The sequence below is a fragment of the Ruegeria sp. BF12 genome, from assembly GCF_056538705.1.
This window is the reverse complement of sequence record NZ_JBQFTP010000009.1, coordinates 37,035-52,547: the sequence shown is the minus strand read 5'-3', so window position 1 is coordinate 52,547 and position 15,513 is coordinate 37,035. Positions and strand designations below refer to the sequence as shown.

The 15,513-nt window shown below is 57.8% G+C and carries 18 protein-coding genes and 1 tRNA gene; 5 read left to right on the top strand and 14 right to left on the bottom strand.

Going from position 1 to position 15,513, the window contains the following annotated elements:
- Positions 1-281: 281 nt before the first annotated feature.
- The 9 genes from ACR0J0_RS14675 to ACR0J0_RS14635 form a co-directional block, all read right to left on the bottom strand.
- Positions 282-1,427: an energy transducer TonB family protein gene (locus tag ACR0J0_RS14675; protein WP_480664897.1), complete on the bottom strand. Its 1,146-nt coding sequence runs from the start codon at positions 1,425-1,427 to the stop codon at positions 282-284.
- Entirely contained in the window at positions 1,424-1,801 is a 378-nt protein-coding gene (locus ACR0J0_RS14670) for an ExbD/TolR family protein (RefSeq protein WP_480664896.1), read from the bottom strand. Before ACR0J0_RS14670 ends, ACR0J0_RS14675 begins: the two co-directional genes overlap by 4 nt.
- The gene (locus tag ACR0J0_RS14665; RefSeq protein WP_480664895.1) at positions 1,798-2,124 is read right to left on the bottom strand and encodes an ExbD/TolR family protein; all 327 of its coding nucleotides are present in this window, start codon (positions 2,122-2,124) and stop codon (positions 1,798-1,800) included. Before ACR0J0_RS14665 ends, ACR0J0_RS14670 begins: the two co-directional genes overlap by 4 nt.
- 31 nt (positions 2,125-2,155) lie before the next feature.
- Positions 2,156-2,821, bottom strand: coding sequence for a MotA/TolQ/ExbB proton channel family protein (locus ACR0J0_RS14660; RefSeq protein WP_480664894.1), 666 nt, complete (start codon positions 2,819-2,821; stop codon positions 2,156-2,158).
- Entirely contained in the window at positions 2,818-3,252 is a 435-nt protein-coding gene (locus tag ACR0J0_RS14655; protein WP_480664893.1) for a hypothetical protein, read from the bottom strand. The genes ACR0J0_RS14660 and ACR0J0_RS14655 overlap by 4 nt, the downstream gene beginning before the upstream one ends.
- Before the next feature lie 204 nt (positions 3,253-3,456).
- On the bottom strand, positions 3,457-4,941 hold the full coding sequence (locus ACR0J0_RS14650) for a glycoside hydrolase family 9 protein (protein ID WP_480664892.1): 1,485 nt from the start codon (positions 4,939-4,941) through the stop codon (positions 3,457-3,459).
- A gap of 58 nt (positions 4,942-4,999) precedes the next feature.
- Entirely contained in the window at positions 5,000-5,272 is a 273-nt protein-coding gene (locus ACR0J0_RS14645) for a hypothetical protein (RefSeq protein ID WP_480664891.1), read from the bottom strand.
- Positions 5,273-5,938: 666 nt separating this feature from the next.
- Positions 5,939-6,601 (bottom strand): lipopolysaccharide biosynthesis protein, encoded by a 663-nt coding sequence (locus ACR0J0_RS14640; protein ID WP_480664890.1) that lies wholly within the window; start codon positions 6,599-6,601, stop codon positions 5,939-5,941.
- Positions 6,602-6,985: 384 nt separating this feature from the next.
- Positions 6,986-7,061 (bottom strand) — tRNA-Lys (locus ACR0J0_RS14635).
- Between the two features lie 210 nt (positions 7,062-7,271).
- Here ACR0J0_RS14635 and dapF point away from each other — a divergent pair.
- Both dapF and mtaB read left to right on the top strand, forming a co-directional pair.
- Complete coding sequence (gene dapF / locus ACR0J0_RS14630; RefSeq protein WP_480664889.1) at positions 7,272-8,114, top strand: diaminopimelate epimerase; 843 nt, start codon at positions 7,272-7,274, stop codon at positions 8,112-8,114.
- Positions 8,111-9,367, top strand: coding sequence for a tRNA (N(6)-L-threonylcarbamoyladenosine(37)-C(2))-methylthiotransferase MtaB (gene mtaB, locus ACR0J0_RS14625; protein ID WP_480664888.1), 1,257 nt, complete (start codon positions 8,111-8,113; stop codon positions 9,365-9,367). The genes dapF and mtaB overlap by 4 nt, the downstream gene beginning before the upstream one ends.
- 12 nt (positions 9,368-9,379) lie before the next feature.
- Here the strand turns inward: mtaB and ACR0J0_RS14620 are convergent, their stop codons facing one another.
- The 4 genes from ACR0J0_RS14620 to petA form a co-directional block, all read right to left on the bottom strand.
- Positions 9,380-9,793, bottom strand: coding sequence for a nuclear transport factor 2 family protein (locus tag ACR0J0_RS14620; RefSeq protein WP_480664887.1), 414 nt, complete (start codon positions 9,791-9,793; stop codon positions 9,380-9,382).
- Between the two features lie 149 nt (positions 9,794-9,942).
- On the bottom strand, positions 9,943-10,728 hold the full coding sequence (locus ACR0J0_RS14615; protein ID WP_480664886.1) for a cytochrome c1: 786 nt from the start codon (positions 10,726-10,728) through the stop codon (positions 9,943-9,945).
- Between the two features lie 17 nt (positions 10,729-10,745).
- On the bottom strand, positions 10,746-12,077 hold the full coding sequence (gene petB, locus ACR0J0_RS14610; RefSeq protein ID WP_480664885.1) for a cytochrome b: 1,332 nt from the start codon (positions 12,075-12,077) through the stop codon (positions 10,746-10,748).
- Positions 12,078-12,088: 11 nt separating this feature from the next.
- Positions 12,089-12,673, bottom strand: coding sequence for a ubiquinol-cytochrome c reductase iron-sulfur subunit (gene petA / locus ACR0J0_RS14605; protein ID WP_170349660.1), 585 nt, complete (start codon positions 12,671-12,673; stop codon positions 12,089-12,091).
- A 420-nt stretch (positions 12,674-13,093) separates the two neighbouring features.
- Here petA and ACR0J0_RS14600 point away from each other — a divergent pair, with 420 nt between their 5' ends.
- The 3 genes from ACR0J0_RS14600 to ACR0J0_RS14590 all read left to right on the top strand — a co-directional run bounded on the left by ACR0J0_RS14600 (position 13,094) and on the right by ACR0J0_RS14590 (position 14,815).
- Positions 13,094-13,654 (top strand): helix-turn-helix domain-containing protein, encoded by a 561-nt coding sequence (locus ACR0J0_RS14600; RefSeq protein ID WP_480664884.1) that lies wholly within the window; start codon positions 13,094-13,096, stop codon positions 13,652-13,654.
- Positions 13,651-14,184, top strand: coding sequence for a GNAT family N-acetyltransferase (locus ACR0J0_RS14595; RefSeq protein WP_480664883.1), 534 nt, complete (start codon positions 13,651-13,653; stop codon positions 14,182-14,184). Before ACR0J0_RS14600 ends, ACR0J0_RS14595 begins: the two co-directional genes overlap by 4 nt.
- 187 nt (positions 14,185-14,371) lie before the next feature.
- Positions 14,372-14,815 (top strand): c-type cytochrome, encoded by a 444-nt coding sequence (locus tag ACR0J0_RS14590; protein WP_480664882.1) that lies wholly within the window; start codon positions 14,372-14,374, stop codon positions 14,813-14,815.
- Between the two features lie 54 nt (positions 14,816-14,869).
- Here ACR0J0_RS14590 and ACR0J0_RS14585 read toward each other — a convergent pair whose 3' ends face one another.
- Positions 14,870-15,478 (bottom strand): glutathione S-transferase, encoded by a 609-nt coding sequence (locus ACR0J0_RS14585; protein ID WP_480664881.1) that lies wholly within the window; start codon positions 15,476-15,478, stop codon positions 14,870-14,872.
- Between the last annotated feature and the right edge of the window lie 35 nt (positions 15,479-15,513).

Below are 15,513 nucleotides of genomic sequence, written 5' to 3'. Positions count from 1 at the left end.
TGGGGCCGGGTCAGTTTCTTGTTGCATCTTTGCAAATGCAGGACTCGACCGGTGGCCCAATTTCCCGAGTATTTACGTGTGTTTTCGCAGTCAGCCGGGTTTCGTTACAAAGATTTGATCACAGAAATGCAACGATGCCCCTTTAAATGCCAAAAATCTTACATGTCCACAATTGAGACTTCCCAAGGAGTATGACCGGACATTGCCAAAGCGCGGATTCGGGCGGATTTCCGCTCAAAACTGCTCTTTTTAAGTGCAAATGGAGCACCAGCGCGCGCCAATCAATTACTTGTGTAGAAGAAAGACAGCTTGCGGCTGACGCCTCCGGGCGGCAGCGGAAACGGCGATGCCGCCTGCACCTGTGCACGGGCGGCACGATCGACTTCGGATGATCCGGAACTGTCCACGATGTCCACCCAGGCCAGTGTTCCGTCAGGGTTGATCTCGAAAAAGACCTTGGCAAATCCCCGGGCGGACACAAAAACCACAGGCGCTCTGTTCAGGTGGACCAAGACCCTGCCGGCGTAATTGGTGGTGTCCGAATTTCCGGGGCCGCGCCCGCCGGAACGGCTGCCGCTGTTGCCCGATGTAAAGGCATCCAATCCTTCGCGCCTGTAGGCGTAAAGCGGCGATTCAATTTCCTCCGGGAACGCCAATTCGCTGAAATCACGCGAACCGCTCAGCACCCCTTGCCGCTCTGGCGTTGGTCGCCTGTCCGGAACCCGAGGACGGATCGACGACGTTACAGCCAGCTCTGATCCCTCGTCGGCAGTGTCGGAATCAGGCGCAGGTTCGGCCGGTGCGACGGAGGCGTCGGGATCGATGGCCTCGGTTTCCAGCGGAACGACAGGAACAGCGGCTTCGGGCGAGGGCGTGACCGGCAGCGCCGCAAGCTCTTGCGGCTCGAGGGGCACTGGCTGAACCTCGGTTGCGACCTCGGGCAGGGGGGTGTCAGCGTCCGGATTTCCCTCTGGAATTTCAGTCGCGGTCTCCGTTTCCGGCGGAGGCGTTTCGTCCACGGTTTCGCTGGCCGAAGCATCCCCCTCCGAAGTGTTGTCGGTGTCCACCGCATCCGGCTCGACTGGCTCAGTTGCGACCGGCTCGACAATTTCGGCCTCACCGATATCCGGTGCAGATACCTGTTGCGGGTTATCAGATGCCACGAGGGCTTCGCTGACCGGGATTTCGGGCGTTTCGGGCGGCGTTTCCGATGGCGGTTCCGGTGCTTCAGCCGGTTCGGGCTCAACAGGATCCGCGACGACATCAGCAATATCCTCGAACGTTGTGCTCAGCTCAATCGCGTCAGGCGCGCTGCTGCCCGGCAAGTCTTCGGACAGCCGCGGGCCAGTGTAGCTCAGACCCATGAGGTGCAGGATCAGCGACACCAGAATGGCCGCTGCTGCGATGATGGCCGACGTCCGGATCATTCCAGAGCTTTCTCAGTCACTACCAGGACCGACGTGGCGCCAAGACGCCGCAAGGCGCCGGTCACTTCGATCAACCGGAGACCGGGGACCTGCCGGTCGGGAACAATGCGCACGGCTTCCGATCTGCGCCCCAGCATGTGGGTCTCGGGGTCGGTCGGAATACCTTGAAACGTCAGCGTTCCGTCCTTGTGCAGAACCAGCGCATTCGGCGGTTCGCGCCCTTCAAGTTCCGACGTGTTCACCAGTTCAAGATCAGGGTCCAGCGGCGGGGCCAGCGTGCCGGTGATCAGAAAAAAGATCAGCATCAGAAACACGACATTGATCAGAGCAATCGTCGAGTCACGTTTGCGTTTGGGGCGACGATACTTGATCATTCCAGCACCAGAACGCTGAGCCCGTCCCGCCCGCGCAGCCGCACAAGCAGGTCGATTACACGTTGGGCCGTTGTGTCGGGGTCCAGACTGACCAGAACCTGCCCGGTCTCCAATTGGGCTTCCAGATCATTCAGAGTAACGGCCTGTCCATTCAGAACCAGCCGTTCCGGTCCCAACTGAACGAACAGCCGCTCGGAACGTGCCCCTGAAGCAGCGCCACCGCCCACTGCGTTGCTCAATTCGATCTCGCCGTATTTCGAAAAAGTCGAGGACAGCATGAAGAACAGCAACAGCAAGAATATCACGTCGATGAGCGGAGTCATCGACATAGGACGCCGGACAAAGGGGGCTGGGTTACGCATGTCCTTGCGCGGTCACCATTGTTGAGGCGTCTTCGGCCTGCGGAACCGCCTGACCCGGCACCAGAATCGTCCGTAGCGCCTTGTCCGCAAACACCCGCTCGCGCGCCGTGCGGCTTTCGAACCAGGACAGAACCATCGAGGTCGGCATTGCCACCGCCAAGCCCACGGCCGTTGTCATCAGCGCCACCCAGATCCCCCCCGCAAGCAGCGAGGGATCAACCGAGGATCCCGCCGCCTGCAGGCTTCGGAATGCTTCGATCATGCCGAGAACCGTGCCAAACAATCCCAGCAAGGGTGCAAGCTGTGCCACCGTGTCCAGCAACCGGAAACCGCGTTCAAGCCCCGCGAGCGCAAGACCGGCCTCGGCGTCCAGCCTCTGGTCCAGACCGGGCGTATCCGGTGCCTCCATCGCGACTTGAACAAGGGGGGCAAGGTAGCTGTGGCTTTTGGCCAGCCGCGCACGAGCGGTTTGCGGATCACCTGCGTCCCAGGCCGCAAGCGCCTGCGACAGCACCCGGTGACGCCCAACGCCCGAGGCCGCGAACTGCCAGAGTTTGTAAAGCGTGACCGCGACGGTCACGACCGACATCGCGATCAGGATCGCAACGACAGGCCCACCAAGATCAAGAATTTCTCGCAGCGCTTCCAAGGGGCTCATCCGATCAACTCCACTTCTGTCCGGCTTTTTAGCTTCAGGGCTTTGTGACAGACCAGACTGTCCGCTTCGGCTACGGTACAGGCATTTGCACCGTTGAAAAGAACCTTCCCGACCGTGTTACAGGCGATGCCTGGCAGATCGAACTGGCGCACACGCAGGCGGCCTTCTGGCAGGTCGCGAAAATTAAATAGCGTAAGTCGGACAACACCGCCTGACGTATCAAAAATAACCGCCTCATAGCTGGCAACGTCGATGGCCGAGCCGGTCCCGTTTTCGACGACAAAGGTCAGCCGACAGGCCTGTTCGACATCCTGTACCGTATTCAGTTCAACAAGAAGACCAGACGGGGCAGCCTCTTCAGACTGCGCAAGCGCGGAAAATGGCAATAAGCAAACACATAATGCGGCAAGGGCCGGACGGAGAAAGAACATTGACGCGCTCCCGATTGTTCAACACGGACATCAAGGGCCGGCGAAGCTCCGCTGGCGTTCAGCTACACATAGTAAATGCAGGAAACAGGCGAAAGGGGGACCGACACCTTTGTGAAAATAGGCCAGCAGCGTACATAGCCAAGCCTGAAACGCGCCGATCAATACAGGTTCAGCGCGATGTGGCCACGGCCGGGCAATCAGCCATTACATCGCATTTGACTTTATGCCGTGCTCGGCAGAGATCGCGATGCTGCGGCTTTCAAATACCTGCGTGTAAATCGGCCAATCATCCTGTTTGAACGGGTAGAAGGCTCCTGAAGTCTTTCGTTTCTCCCAGCCATGCATCTTCTCCCCGGTCACGCCAAAGCTGATCTGCCCCGGGATAGGCGCATTGCCGTGGGCATCCGTCAGCAGAGGGTCGGCGAACCTGCCGTGACCAAGCCCCTGCACAAAGCTGACATTGGCAGGATTGCAACCTAGACCGAACCACATGCCTTCAATTGCTGCGTCACGCATCTCAGGCGGCAACATGCGGTTTGCGGCGTAATACAGCGCAAAGTGATTTGCGCGCCAGTTTGAGCCCGGGCCGAACCGCAGCCAACCCCGACCCCAAGGGTAGGCGGTGGTGTTATGTAATCCGAAATCGCGCCCCATCCGTTTCCTGTTCAAAGCGCGGTTCTTGATCCATGTATTTATCGACTCGGCGATCACCGGCATCGTCGCGCGCCCCTCGCGGCCTGCCTGGACATATTCCAGATATGCGTTGGACAGCACCTCTTTTTTGATCCCCGGCAACGGGTTTTCAGACTGCGGCGCAAATGGGTTGTGATCCTCGAACACGGCGCCGGCGCTGATGTCGCCACTGGCCCGATACACCATGGCCGCCGCCGCAACTCGGGCTCGCGAGACCACCTCGTTCGGGTCGGTCTGCGCCCACGTCTGGCCTTCGGCCCATTGCCATGCCTGCAATGCTTCGGCGGTCAGCGTAATGCCCAGCGCAACATCGCCGCAAACGGTCCCGATCACATAGCCCAGCTTTGCCGCCGCATAGGCAAACTGGTAAGCCGCCCAGGCTTCGGGGCCATAGGCATAGGTTGTCTGAACCGGATTCCAGGAAACAGACCCCAGATTCCCGCTGACCGAATACGCGACACCACCGATGATCGCGCCGTCTGCGCCCTGGGTTCTGCGCCACAGGGAAATGCCCCATAGGGCTTCGTGAATAAGGTCCGGCAGAATCGTTTCTCCGTCGCCCTGATCCAGATCGTTTTTTCGGGCTTCAATGTCGGGGTGCGAAAACGGTTTTCCACTTTCGGGAATGTTCAGGTGCAATAAGCGGACATGTTCGAAGGTCTCGACCAGATCCGCCATGTGATAGACGACATCCATGTGCTGAATGCGCCGGTCCCAATCCCCCGCGTCATGCCAGCCGCCCCATGCGTCAGGGTTCTCCGCCGTTCCATCGGCACGTTCGGTCAACAGTTTCCCGGCATTGTTTTTGCCATAACCCTTACCGGTCTCGCCCAATTGCACATCTGTTTGCCAAACGGTCAGCCCATCTTTGGGATGGCCGTTGCGGGGTCGCGTTCGACCCTCTCCATACGGTTCGGAAATCGCGCAACCCGACCTTTGGTGGTAGTACCACCGCGCGGCCAGTCTCAGCGGCTCGACATAGGGTGCCGGTGACACGGCAAAGGGAAAGGATACGCCAAGACCGTCGGCTTGCAGGCGAAACTCACCTTCCAGATCAAGCCCCGTGAAATCGGCTTCGTAGATATCGCACCCGTTGAAGTTCAGGTCTTTGCGATGCGGGTTTGGCCAAGGTCAGTGAGCCCGAGAGCACCTCGGCATCGTCCTGAACTGCAATCAAACGCCAGCCCGTGGCTTCGGACAATAGGCCATCCGTGCCACCCACCTGCCCATTCACGGTTTGGCCCCACCAACCGCCGACACACGCCTTCTTAGGGTCTGTCAGCGGGTAGCCCGCCTGACAGAAATGCAGGGCTTCGCTGAAGGCCATCCGAAACGGGCTTTTCAGCTGGTTCCGTCAGTCTTCAGTGGCAACTTACTAATGATCTTCGGCCGGAGCTTGCTGTCGCAAACAATGTAAAGCCCGGCGATCAAAACCGACGCACAGCTGCTAATAAGCATTGCGCCGACCACAGCCGTACCAATGCTTGCTCCGGAATATAAAAGTGCCACAAAACAAATCGCAGCGACCAATGGACCCGACAGTAAATAGACTACGACCATTTCGTACTTAGCTCTTGCTCTCGGTTTCTCGCAACGTTCTTGCGTTTGTCTACTCTGCTTTCAAATTGTGCGCTTTTTTAGGCGGCCATCCCAGAACCCTGTTGGCTTGGTTCCATCCGCCTTTTGCCAGCGCATCGATTTGAACGCAGTTTCACCATAACGCCACATCTGCCAGACACTGACATATCTGTGGTACCAAGTCGGAAAACACAATACCGCTTGGCAAGATATCGCTGCGCTTTGGGAAAAACGGTGCAATAATGTTGTTACCTGACTGTTACCGCGCAGTAAAACCGCACCTTCTAATTCACGCTAGACCAGTATTCGTTTGGTTTTTTGCCACACCGCGACAGCAGCGGTTTGGCGAACTCCGACAAGAGTAAGAAACATTGCTGTCGCCCTCAGGAGAAGTAGAGAAAACTGCACCGGCAGTTCAGTCGAGAAGCGATAACGCCTGCAACTGCCTTGGGAATTTCCCTTTCCGGAATGCTGATCGGGCGATCTTTCTGCCGATAAGATAATAGGCCATGAAGCTGAGCACCGCGTCGATCAAAAACGCGATTGAGGCTCCTTGCGCGCCAAAAAGGTAGATAATTCCGAAGGACAATATGATGTGCACGACCAGTGAGTAGAGTGGGATGCCCAACTGTAATGCGGTCTTCCTTGACCGCGAAAACGAATAGCTGAAATACGCGCCCTGCAGCCCCGGAAGGAAGGATGCGAGCGCCATGACCCGCAGATACCCTGCCGTTTGACCGGCGAAGTCGCGGTCAAACAACGGTCTGGAAAACACATCTGCAGCGCAAATCAGCGCGGCGACAATAAGCAACGAGATCAGCATCACAAACGAAAAATAGCAGTGCAAAACGGCATTCGGAGACTTTGTGCCCTCTACTTCCTGTGCCTGGAACACGGACGGTTCTACAACGCGCGACAAGGTCGACATCGGCAGCCTAAGTGTCCGGGTCGCCAGCGACTGGGCGGCAGCAAAATACCCGGTGAAATTCATTCCGTCCAAAAGGGCAAGTGGGGCTGTGTCGACATCGCAAAGAAGGGCGAGCCGGACGATACTACCGCCAGCGGGAAACCGAACCACAGGTAGGTTTCACAGCCGAAGTGCTAGGGTCAGGATGCATTGATTTTCACGGCTCGTAAAAAGGAGCGGTAACATGAGCGACCTTTATTGGTTGACCGACAGCTTCGCTCTTAGCAAGCGTTGACAAATGCCTGATCGAAAACGTGAGATCACTGTTTAGTTTTGGGGTCGTCCAAAAGTTGGTCTTGTGCTTCACATGATTGGCAACACTTAGAGTGTCACTTCGATACCCGGCATATGAAACAGTGCCAATTATGGGAAATCGGCCACCGCGCGAGACTATGTTCAACGACGTTGAATCTGCGGACACAAGACGGACACGGATCTGTCGTCATCTAAGCCCACCTCAGAGGTCTGTGTAACGTATTGTTTTAGCTAAAAAAGTGGTGAGCCGTGCAGGATTCGAACCTGCGACCCACTGATTAAAAGTCAGTTGCTCTACCAACTGAGCTAACGGCCCACTCTTTTGTTGGATCTTGTCGATCCGTGGCGCTCTTTAAGGCATTTTCCCAACCAGGTTCAAGACCTTATTTGCACCTCGTTTCACCGTCACTTAACTTGTTTCAGGCGACCCGATAGGCGGCCTAATTAGGCAGGTGGCGCGGGGGGGTCAACCCCTTTTTTCAGGAATCTTCACCGCAGGCTGGATTCCTTTCCGGCGCAGGGTTATATGCCCGCCATGCAAGGATTACAGAACACCGGTTTGCCCTTCATGAAGATGCACGGGCTGGGCAATGACTTTGTCATTGTGGATGCGCGCGCGCAATCTGTTGAGATTACGCCCGCCCTGGCAAAGGGAATCGGGCATCGACAGTTCGGGGTCGGCTTCGACCAGCTAGCGGTTATCGAGAACGGCGAATCGGATGCACATCTGGTGTTCTACAATGCGGACGGGTCGACCTCGGCTGCATGTGGAAACGCAACGCGCTGCATTGCCCGCTTCCTGATGGAAGAATCGGGGGTATCGGAACTGACCCTGACGACTGAGCGCGGCACGCTTTACGCCCGCGAAGCCGGGGATGGGCTGACCTCGGTCAATATGGGGCAGCCGCAACTGAACTGGCACGAGATTCCGCTGGCCGAAGAATTCGACACGCTGGAACTGCCGATTGAAGGTGCGCCTACGGCAACCGGGGTGGGCAACCCGCATTGCACATTTTTTGTGGAAGATGCCGAAGCCGTCCCACTGACCGAGTTTGGCGCCCGGTACGAATACCATCCGCTGTATCCTGAGCGTACCAATGTGCAGGTGGCGCAAGTCATCGGGCCGGATCATATCCGCATGCGCGTCTGGGAACGTGGTGTGGGGATCACGCTGGCCTCGGGCTCGTCTTCCTGTGCGACCGCCGTCGCCGCGGCCCGTCGCGGACTGACCGGGCGCAAAGTCCAAATCGAGCTGGATGGCGGAACCATTTGGATCGACTGGCGTGAGGATGGTGTCTGGATGACCGGACCCACCTGCCATGTCTTCTCGGGCACATTGACGCCCGCGTTTCTGGAGTCGTTGGGATGAGCACCCCCAAATTCACCACGCTGGGCTGTCGCCTGAACGCCTATGAGACCGAGGCGATGAAGGAGCTATCGCAGCAGGCAGGCCTGACCGACGCGGTCGTGGTGAATACTTGTGCGGTAACAGCCGAGGCGGTGCGTAAGGCACGGCAGGAGATTCGTAAGCTTCGGCGGGAAAACCCCAATGCGCGGTTGATCGTGACCGGGTGCGCAGCGCAAACCGAACCTGAAACATTCACTCAGATGGATGAAGTCGACGCGGTCATCGGCAACACCGAAAAGATGCAGCCGGACACCTGGAAAGGTATGGCGGCAGATTTCATCGGCGAGACCGAGGCGGTGCAGGTCGACGACATCATGTCCGTTACTGAGACCGCCGGGCACCTGATCGATGGATTCGGCACCCGTTCACGCGCTTATGTGCAGGTCCAGAACGGCTGTGATCATCGTTGCACGTTCTGTATCATCCCTTATGGCCGCGGCAATTCGCGCAGCGTCCCTGCGGGCGTGGTGGTGGACCAGATCAAGCGGTTGGTGGACCGGGGGTATAACGAGGTCGTGCTTACCGGTGTTGACCTGACTTCGTGGGGTGCCGACCTGCCCGCACAGCCCAAACTGGGCGACCTGGTGATGCGGATTCTGAAACTGGTGCCCGACCTGCCGCGCCTTCGGATCAGCTCGATCGATTCGATCGAGGTGGATGAGAACCTGATGCAGGCGATTGCGACCGAGCCGCGCCTGATGCCCCACCTGCATCTGTCACTGCAGCATGGTGACGACCTTATCCTGAAACGGATGAAAAGACGCCACCTGCGTGACGATGCCATCCGCTTTACCGAAGAGGCGCGCAAGCTGCGCCCCAAGATGACCTTTGGCGCTGATATCATCGCGGGTTTTCCGACCGAAACGGATGCGCATTTCGAGAACTCGCTGAAGCTGGTTTCCGAGTGCGACCTGACCTGGTTGCACGTCTTCCCCTATTCCAAGCGCGAAGGTACGCCAGCGGCCCGGATACCGCAGCAGATCAATGGCAATATCATCAAGGACCGCGCCGCCCGCCTGCGTGCTGCTGGTGAAGCCCAGGTGGCAAAGCACCTGACAGCGCAGATCGGCAAAACCCATCACATTCTGATGGAAAATCCGCATATGGGCCGGACTGAGCAATTTACCGAAGTCACATTCGATAGCCCGCAAACCGAAGGTCAGATCGTGACCGCCACGGTCTCGGGCCGAACCGCGACCCAGCTGACGGCCTGAGGCAGAACTAAATCAGGTAGCGGCGGCGGCAAATGCGGCCGTGTCGTAGAACTCTTCGTATTTGCAGACAAGCCCGTCGCGGAATCGGCAGATAATGACAATCGGTGATTCCACCGTCTTACCGGTTTTCTTGTGCGTCCAGGCAGTGACGCCTATGCCGACGACACGGTCATCCTGGGCAACGGTGTCCTTCAGGGTCCAATGTTCCATCTGGTACGCACTTGTCAGGTCCTCAAGGTATTCCTTCAACTCGGCGTGCCCGTCCCGCGAGCAACTGAAATCCAACCCATACTGACCCCGCCCAAGCGAGCGTATGCACAAATCCTTGGTGGTGTACTTTTCCCACATCCCGATGTCAGACGCTTTGCTGTCGTTCCATGCCTCGAAAGCAGCCCGCAGCTTTTCAACATTGCTTTGCGTGTCCATGACCCGCCCTCCCAAATAGATTTCTGTGAAAATATCCGCCCCCCTGCAGAGGAGAGGCGCGGCACCAGTATAACACTGTGCGGCCTCAGAACGAAAAAAGGCCCGGCGCTAAGCACCGGGCCTTTCGGAATGTAGTGGTCAGAGACCGATCAGACGGTCTTTTTGCCCTTCACGCCTGCCCACAGACGCTTGTTGACCAGGTACAGCAGCACCGACAACAGGGTCAGGAAGATGACGCCGACGAAGCCGGAATACTTGCGCTCCATCATCTTGGGCTCGGCGGTCCACATCAGGAAGGCCGCGACGTCCTCGGACAGAGCTTCGACGGTGGCCGGGTGGCCGTCGGCGAATTCGACCTGATCGTCAGCCAGCGGCGGCGCCATCGAGATCCAGCCTCCGGGGAAGGCCTTGTTCTCATACAGGATGGTGCCTGCTTCTTCTTTTTCCTCACCGGTGTAACCGTCCAGCAGCGAGGCGATGTATTCTGCACCACCCATGCCTTTAAACAACTGGTTGATCCCCAGACCATAGGGGCCGTGGAAACCGGCCCGGGCCTTGGCCATCAGGCTCAGGTCCGGTGCGCCAACACCGTCGTTGACCGGGAAGTGGTCGGTCGGGATGGCCGGACGGAAATCGTCCAGCTCAGGATCGAACACTTCGAAGTTGCCCGCCGCATATGCGATGACTTCTTCTTCCGAATATCCCAGCGCTTCGAGATCACGCAGAGGCACATAGCGCAGGCCATGGCAGGCCGCGCAGACTTCGGTGTAGATCTGAAGTCCACGCTGTAGCTGGTTTTGATCCCAGGTGCCAAAGGGGCCTTCAAACGAGAAGTGGAAGTCTTCGATGTGCTGTTCGCCGCCGCCCGCTGCGAAGGACGCAGCAGGGGTAAGGGCCAGAGCAAACGCTGCACCGATTGCAAGTTTCTTGAACATGTTTCCGGTCCCTCTTCTTACTCGGCCGGCGTGGCGTCGGCGTCAGCCTTGCCATAATGCGCGTTGAAGTCTTCTTCGATGGTTTCCGGCTGGGCCAGAGGCTTCTCGATCACACCAAGGATCGGCAGGATCACGAAGAAATAGGCGAACCAGTAGGCGGACGCGATCAGCGAGAAGGTTGCATAGGGCTCTTCCGCAGGCATCGCACCCAGCCACATCAGGGCAAAGAAGTCGATGATCAGCAGGTAGAACCACCATTTGAACAGCGGACGGTACTTACCCGAACGCACGGTCGAGGTGTCCAGCCAGGGGGCCAGAGCCATCGCCAGGATCGCGCCGAACATCGCCAGAACACCAAAGAACTTTGCGTCGACGATGCCGCCGGTGATGAAGCTGGCGAACTGTACGACCCAGACCTCACCAGTGAAGGCACGCAGGATCGCGTAGAACGGCAGGAAGTACCATTCGGGCACGATGTGCGCAGGGGTCACCAGCGGGTTGGCTTCGATGTAGTTGTCCGGGTGGCCCAGGTAGTTCGGCATGAAGCCAACAACGGCCCAGAACACGACCAGAATCACAGCCAGGGCGAACAGGTCCTTGATCACGAAGTACGGCCAGAACGGCAGTGTGTCTTTCTCGGCTTCGGCTTTTGAACCGCGGCGCACTTCAACGCCTGTCGGGTTGTTGTTGCCGGTAGTGTGGAAGGCCCAGATATGCACGATGACCAGCGCCGCGATAACGAACGGCAGCAGGTAGTGCAGCGAGAAGAAGCGGTTCAGCGTGGCGTTGTCCACCGCCGGTCCGCCCAGCAGCCAAGTCTGGATCGCGTCACCCACAAACGGGATGGCACCAAACAGGCCGGTGATCACGGTCGCGCCCCAGAAGGACATCTGACCCCAGGGCAGAACGTAGCCCATGAACGCGGTGCCCATCATCATCAGGTAGATCAGCATCCCGATGATCCACGTGATCTCACGCGGGGCTTTGTACGAGCCGTAGAACAGGCCGCGGAACATGTGGATGTAGACCGCAACAAAGAACAGCGACGCGCCGTTCATGTGCAGGTAGCGGATAAAGTAGCCGCCATTCACGTTGCGCATGATGTGCTCGACGCTGGCGAAGGCCAGGTCAACATGCGGGGTATAGTGCATCACCAGAACGATACCGGTGACAATCTGCAGCGCCAGGCAGAACGCCAGGACGATGCCCCAGATCCACCACCAGTTCAGGTTCTTGGGGGTGGGGATCATGATGGTGTCGTAAATCAGGCCGACGATGGGAAGGCGGCTGTTCAGCCACTTTTCGCCGTTTGTCTTCGGCTCGTAATGATCGTGGGGAATTCCGGACATCTGGGTCTCCCTTAGCCGAGCTTGATGGTTGTCGCATCCACCCATTCAACGGGCGGAACGGGCAGGTTTTCAGGCGCGGGGCCTTTGCGGATACGACCGGCAAGGTCATAGTGCGAACCGTGGCAGGGGCAGAACCAGCCGCCAAAGTCCCCGGCATCACCCAGCGGCACACAGCCTAGGTGGGTACAAACACCCATCTGAACGATCCATGCACCTGGTGCTTCGCCTTCGGGCGACGGCATTACGCGGTTGGCGTCGGTCGCCGGCGCATCGGCGGGCAGGTTGAAGTTGCGCGCCAGCGGATCAGGCAGTGCGTCTACGCCTTCGGCGTCCTGTTCCTGAGCTTCTTGAATCTCAGCACCGGTGCGGTGACGGATAAATACGGGTTTACCCAGCCATTTAACGGTCAGCTGCGTGCCCGGCTCGACCCCGCTTACGTCCTGACGGATCGAGGACAGCGCCTGAACGTCTGCCGAGGGATTCATTTGGTTGATCAGGGGCCATACGGCTGCACCCGTCGCAACGACACCTGCGCCGCCAGCGACGTAGTAGAGGAAATCTCTGCGGGTGCCTTCGTGGTCTTCTGCGTGGGACACGAGGTTTTCTCCGATTCCGGCGCCCGCGGTTGCGGGCAAACATGCATCAGCACCGCATCAAAGCGGCGTCTCATCGCGGCTATCTAGCCGGGAGAAATCGGTTCGTCCAGCGGTCATAGGCGCGCAGTGCGCCACATCCGGGCATTCATGTCACAACGAGGGGCTAAAATTTCAAGATACGGACCTGAATTTCGGGAAAAACACGCCGGTCACCCAACTCGCTGACAATGTGATTCGGTTTGCACCGGCGGGATACCTGGATGCTGGGGTGATCCAGCTCTTTACAGTTCAAGCATATGCCAACCCTCTGCGAAATTTGCCGGCGGTAAAGGGTGTGCCGCTTTCCGATTTTTAGCTCCTGATTGAAAACTCCACTGATGCCTCTTGATCAATCGATCATATTCGGGAATATTCCCATATATGAGCAACGCTTTAAACCCCACCACAGAGAAACTGGCTGCACATTTGCGTGGATTGCGAGAGCATCACAGCATGACACTCGATACGCTGGCCGGCAAAACGGGATTAAGCCGCGCCACCCTGTCGCGTATTGAAAAAAACGAAGTCAGCCCAACCGCCGAGACGCTTGGACGTTTGGCCGCAGCCTATGCGCTGCCAATCTCTCAGCTTCTTGCGCCTTTAGAGCAGAGTTTCCAACCGATCGTCCGGCGGCAAGACCAACCGGTTTGGACGGATCCCGCTCAAGCATTTGAACGCCGCAACGTGTCGCCTCCCAGCGGGCAGCTTTCGGTTGAGCTGATCGAAGGCACTCTGGGTGCGCAGCAGCGCATTGCCTACGACGCTCCCGCGATCCCGGGGCAAGAGCATCATGTGTATGTCCTGTCCGGGCAGATCGAAATCACGGTCGAGGGGAAATCGCATGACCTTCGCCAAGGGGATTGTCTTCGTTACATCCTGTTCGGCGAGACCGTTTTCAAAACGACCCAAACGCCCTGCACTTATATGATCGCCCTGTCATGACATATCAGCCACCTCGCGTTTCCCGCCTTACCGCAACGGACATCGACGAAAACTTGAAAGACCTGTGCCGGTTGCTTGTCGACAGTGTTGCCGACGGCGCCGCGATCAGCTTCATGATGCCCCTCGACCACGAGACCGCCGCACGATTCTGGACGGATGACGTCAAACCCGCCGTAGAAAAGGGTGGGCGGCATCTGTTCGGTGCGTTTGGGGAGGGTTCGCTGATCGGCACGGTTCAGGTTTTGCTCAGCATGCCCCCTAATCAACCCCACCGGGCAGAAATCTCGAAGATGATCGTGCACCCCCAGGCCAGACGCCGTGGTTTGGGAAAGGCACTGATGAGTGAAGCTCTGACATCCGCGCAACAAGCGGGAAAGACGCTCGTCACTTTGGACACGCGCACGGGCGACGTCTCAGAAACCCTATACAAGTCCGTCGGCTTCCAACCGGCAGGCGTCATCCCCGATTTCGCATTCGACCCCGATGGTAAATCCCGCCACGCGACGACCTACATGTACCGGTATCTTTAGTTCGGTTCCAAAAATGAAACAGCGATTTACGTTTCGCAGCTTGCAGCGCCCTCAAATCGCAAAGGTGCGGAAAACCTGAGTTAAAAATAGATATTTTACAAGCACTTAGACGAGCCTGATTTTGATTGCACTTTCGACGCGAATGATCGAAAGCCCAGGGTAATACAACCTTAGCAGGACGTCACCCATGTCAAAGCTCTGTGCAACATTTCTGACCTTCACGCTTGCCGTTTCGTCTCAGGCATTTGCAGCCGGTGATCCGGCGAAAGGCGAAAAGCTCTATAACCGCTGTTCTTCGTGCCATGCGATCATCAAAGATGGCGAGGTTCTGGTCAAAGGTGGCATCACCGGCCCGAATCTTTATGGAGTAGTCGGTCGCGCCGCCGGAACCGAATACGATTACCTGAACGGAAGCGAGCGTCTGCCGGTCGGAATGTTCACCGACGACATGATCCGGGCCGGTCAGGAAGGTCTGGTCTGGACCGAGGAGAACATCGCCACTTACTCCAAAAACCCGATTGGCTTCATTCAGGAGTATTTGGACGACGAAACCGCGCGGCCGAACATGAGCGTCAAACTGAAAAAGGGCGCCGAGGATATCGCGGCCTATCTGGCGACCTTCAGCGAGTAACTTCGTCCGTTGGCCGCTCTGATTCCAGAGCGGCAAGCACCTTAAATACCCGGATCAGGCTGGCGGTTGTGTCGCGACCATGCTTGGGCGTTCCGAAAATTTCTCGTACCAGGCGGCCAACGCATCATTTCCTTTGCGCCAGCCGCGCGCATCGTGCCTGAAGTCGAGATAGCCCAGCGCACAGGCTACTGCCACCTGCCCCATATCCAATGTCCCAGACAGATGGGCCATCCAGCGCTGGTTCAACGCCGCACAGGCACGTTCGATCTTGTCCCACTGCGCGTCGGCCCAGCCGTCCCATTGTTTGTCTTCGGGTCGCATCCTGCCTTCGTAGGTAATTAGAAGCGCCGCATCCAGAATACCATCAGCCAGTGCTTCCAATGTCAGCACGTCCCAATGCGCGGCCCCTTCTTGATACAACCCGGCCAGCGCGCGGTCGTTCAGAAAGGCGCAGATAACGCGGCTGTCGAACAGGGTTGGCCCATCCGGGCGCTCTAACGCCGGAACTTTTGTCAAGGGTGCCTTGGCGAGCAATGTCTCGGCAGGGGTCATGGGTGTCGTCGCCACGGACAACAACTCCACGTCCTGCAATTGATCGGTTTCATGCAATAAAACCATGACCTTGCGTACATATGGTGAGGTTGTGCTGAAATAGAGCTTCATTAGCGATCTCCCTGAATTGCCCGAACTCTACACGA

Bases quoted from the DNA above. Each gene is read 5' to 3' on its own strand.
- ACR0J0_RS14600 (WP_480664884.1), top strand. From the start codon at position 13,094: ATGAGCAACGCTTTAAACCCCACCACAGAGAAACTGGCTGCACATTTG.
- ACR0J0_RS14675 (WP_480664897.1), bottom strand. From the start codon at position 1,427: ATGATCCGGACGTCGGCCATCATCGCAGCAGCGGCCATTCTGGTGTCG.
- dapF (WP_480664889.1), top strand. From the start codon at position 7,272: ATGCCCGCCATGCAAGGATTACAGAACACCGGTTTGCCCTTCATGAAG.
- mtaB (WP_480664888.1), top strand. From the start codon at position 8,111: ATGAGCACCCCCAAATTCACCACGCTGGGCTGTCGCCTGAACGCCTAT.
- ACR0J0_RS14655 (WP_480664893.1), bottom strand. From the start codon at position 3,252: ATGTTCTTTCTCCGTCCGGCCCTTGCCGCATTATGTGTTTGCTTATTG.
- ACR0J0_RS14585 (WP_480664881.1), bottom strand. From the start codon at position 15,478: ATGAAGCTCTATTTCAGCACAACCTCACCATATGTACGCAAGGTCATG.
- ACR0J0_RS14615 (WP_480664886.1), bottom strand. From the start codon at position 10,728: ATGTTCAAGAAACTTGCAATCGGTGCAGCGTTTGCTCTGGCCCTTACC.
- ACR0J0_RS14620 (WP_480664887.1), bottom strand. From the start codon at position 9,793: ATGGACACGCAAAGCAATGTTGAAAAGCTGCGGGCTGCTTTCGAGGCA.
- ACR0J0_RS14595 (WP_480664883.1), top strand. From the start codon at position 13,651: ATGACATATCAGCCACCTCGCGTTTCCCGCCTTACCGCAACGGACATC.
- ACR0J0_RS14670 (WP_480664896.1), bottom strand. From the start codon at position 1,801: ATGATCAAGTATCGTCGCCCCAAACGCAAACGTGACTCGACGATTGCT.
- ACR0J0_RS14665 (WP_480664895.1), bottom strand. From the start codon at position 2,124: ATGACTCCGCTCATCGACGTGATATTCTTGCTGTTGCTGTTCTTCATG.
- ACR0J0_RS14645 (WP_480664891.1), bottom strand. From the start codon at position 5,272: ATGGCCTTCAGCGAAGCCCTGCATTTCTGTCAGGCGGGCTACCCGCTG.
- petB (WP_480664885.1), bottom strand. From the start codon at position 12,077: ATGTCCGGAATTCCCCACGATCATTACGAGCCGAAGACAAACGGCGAA.
- ACR0J0_RS14660 (WP_480664894.1), bottom strand. From the start codon at position 2,821: ATGAGCCCCTTGGAAGCGCTGCGAGAAATTCTTGATCTTGGTGGGCCT.
- ACR0J0_RS14590 (WP_480664882.1), top strand. From the start codon at position 14,372: ATGTCAAAGCTCTGTGCAACATTTCTGACCTTCACGCTTGCCGTTTCG.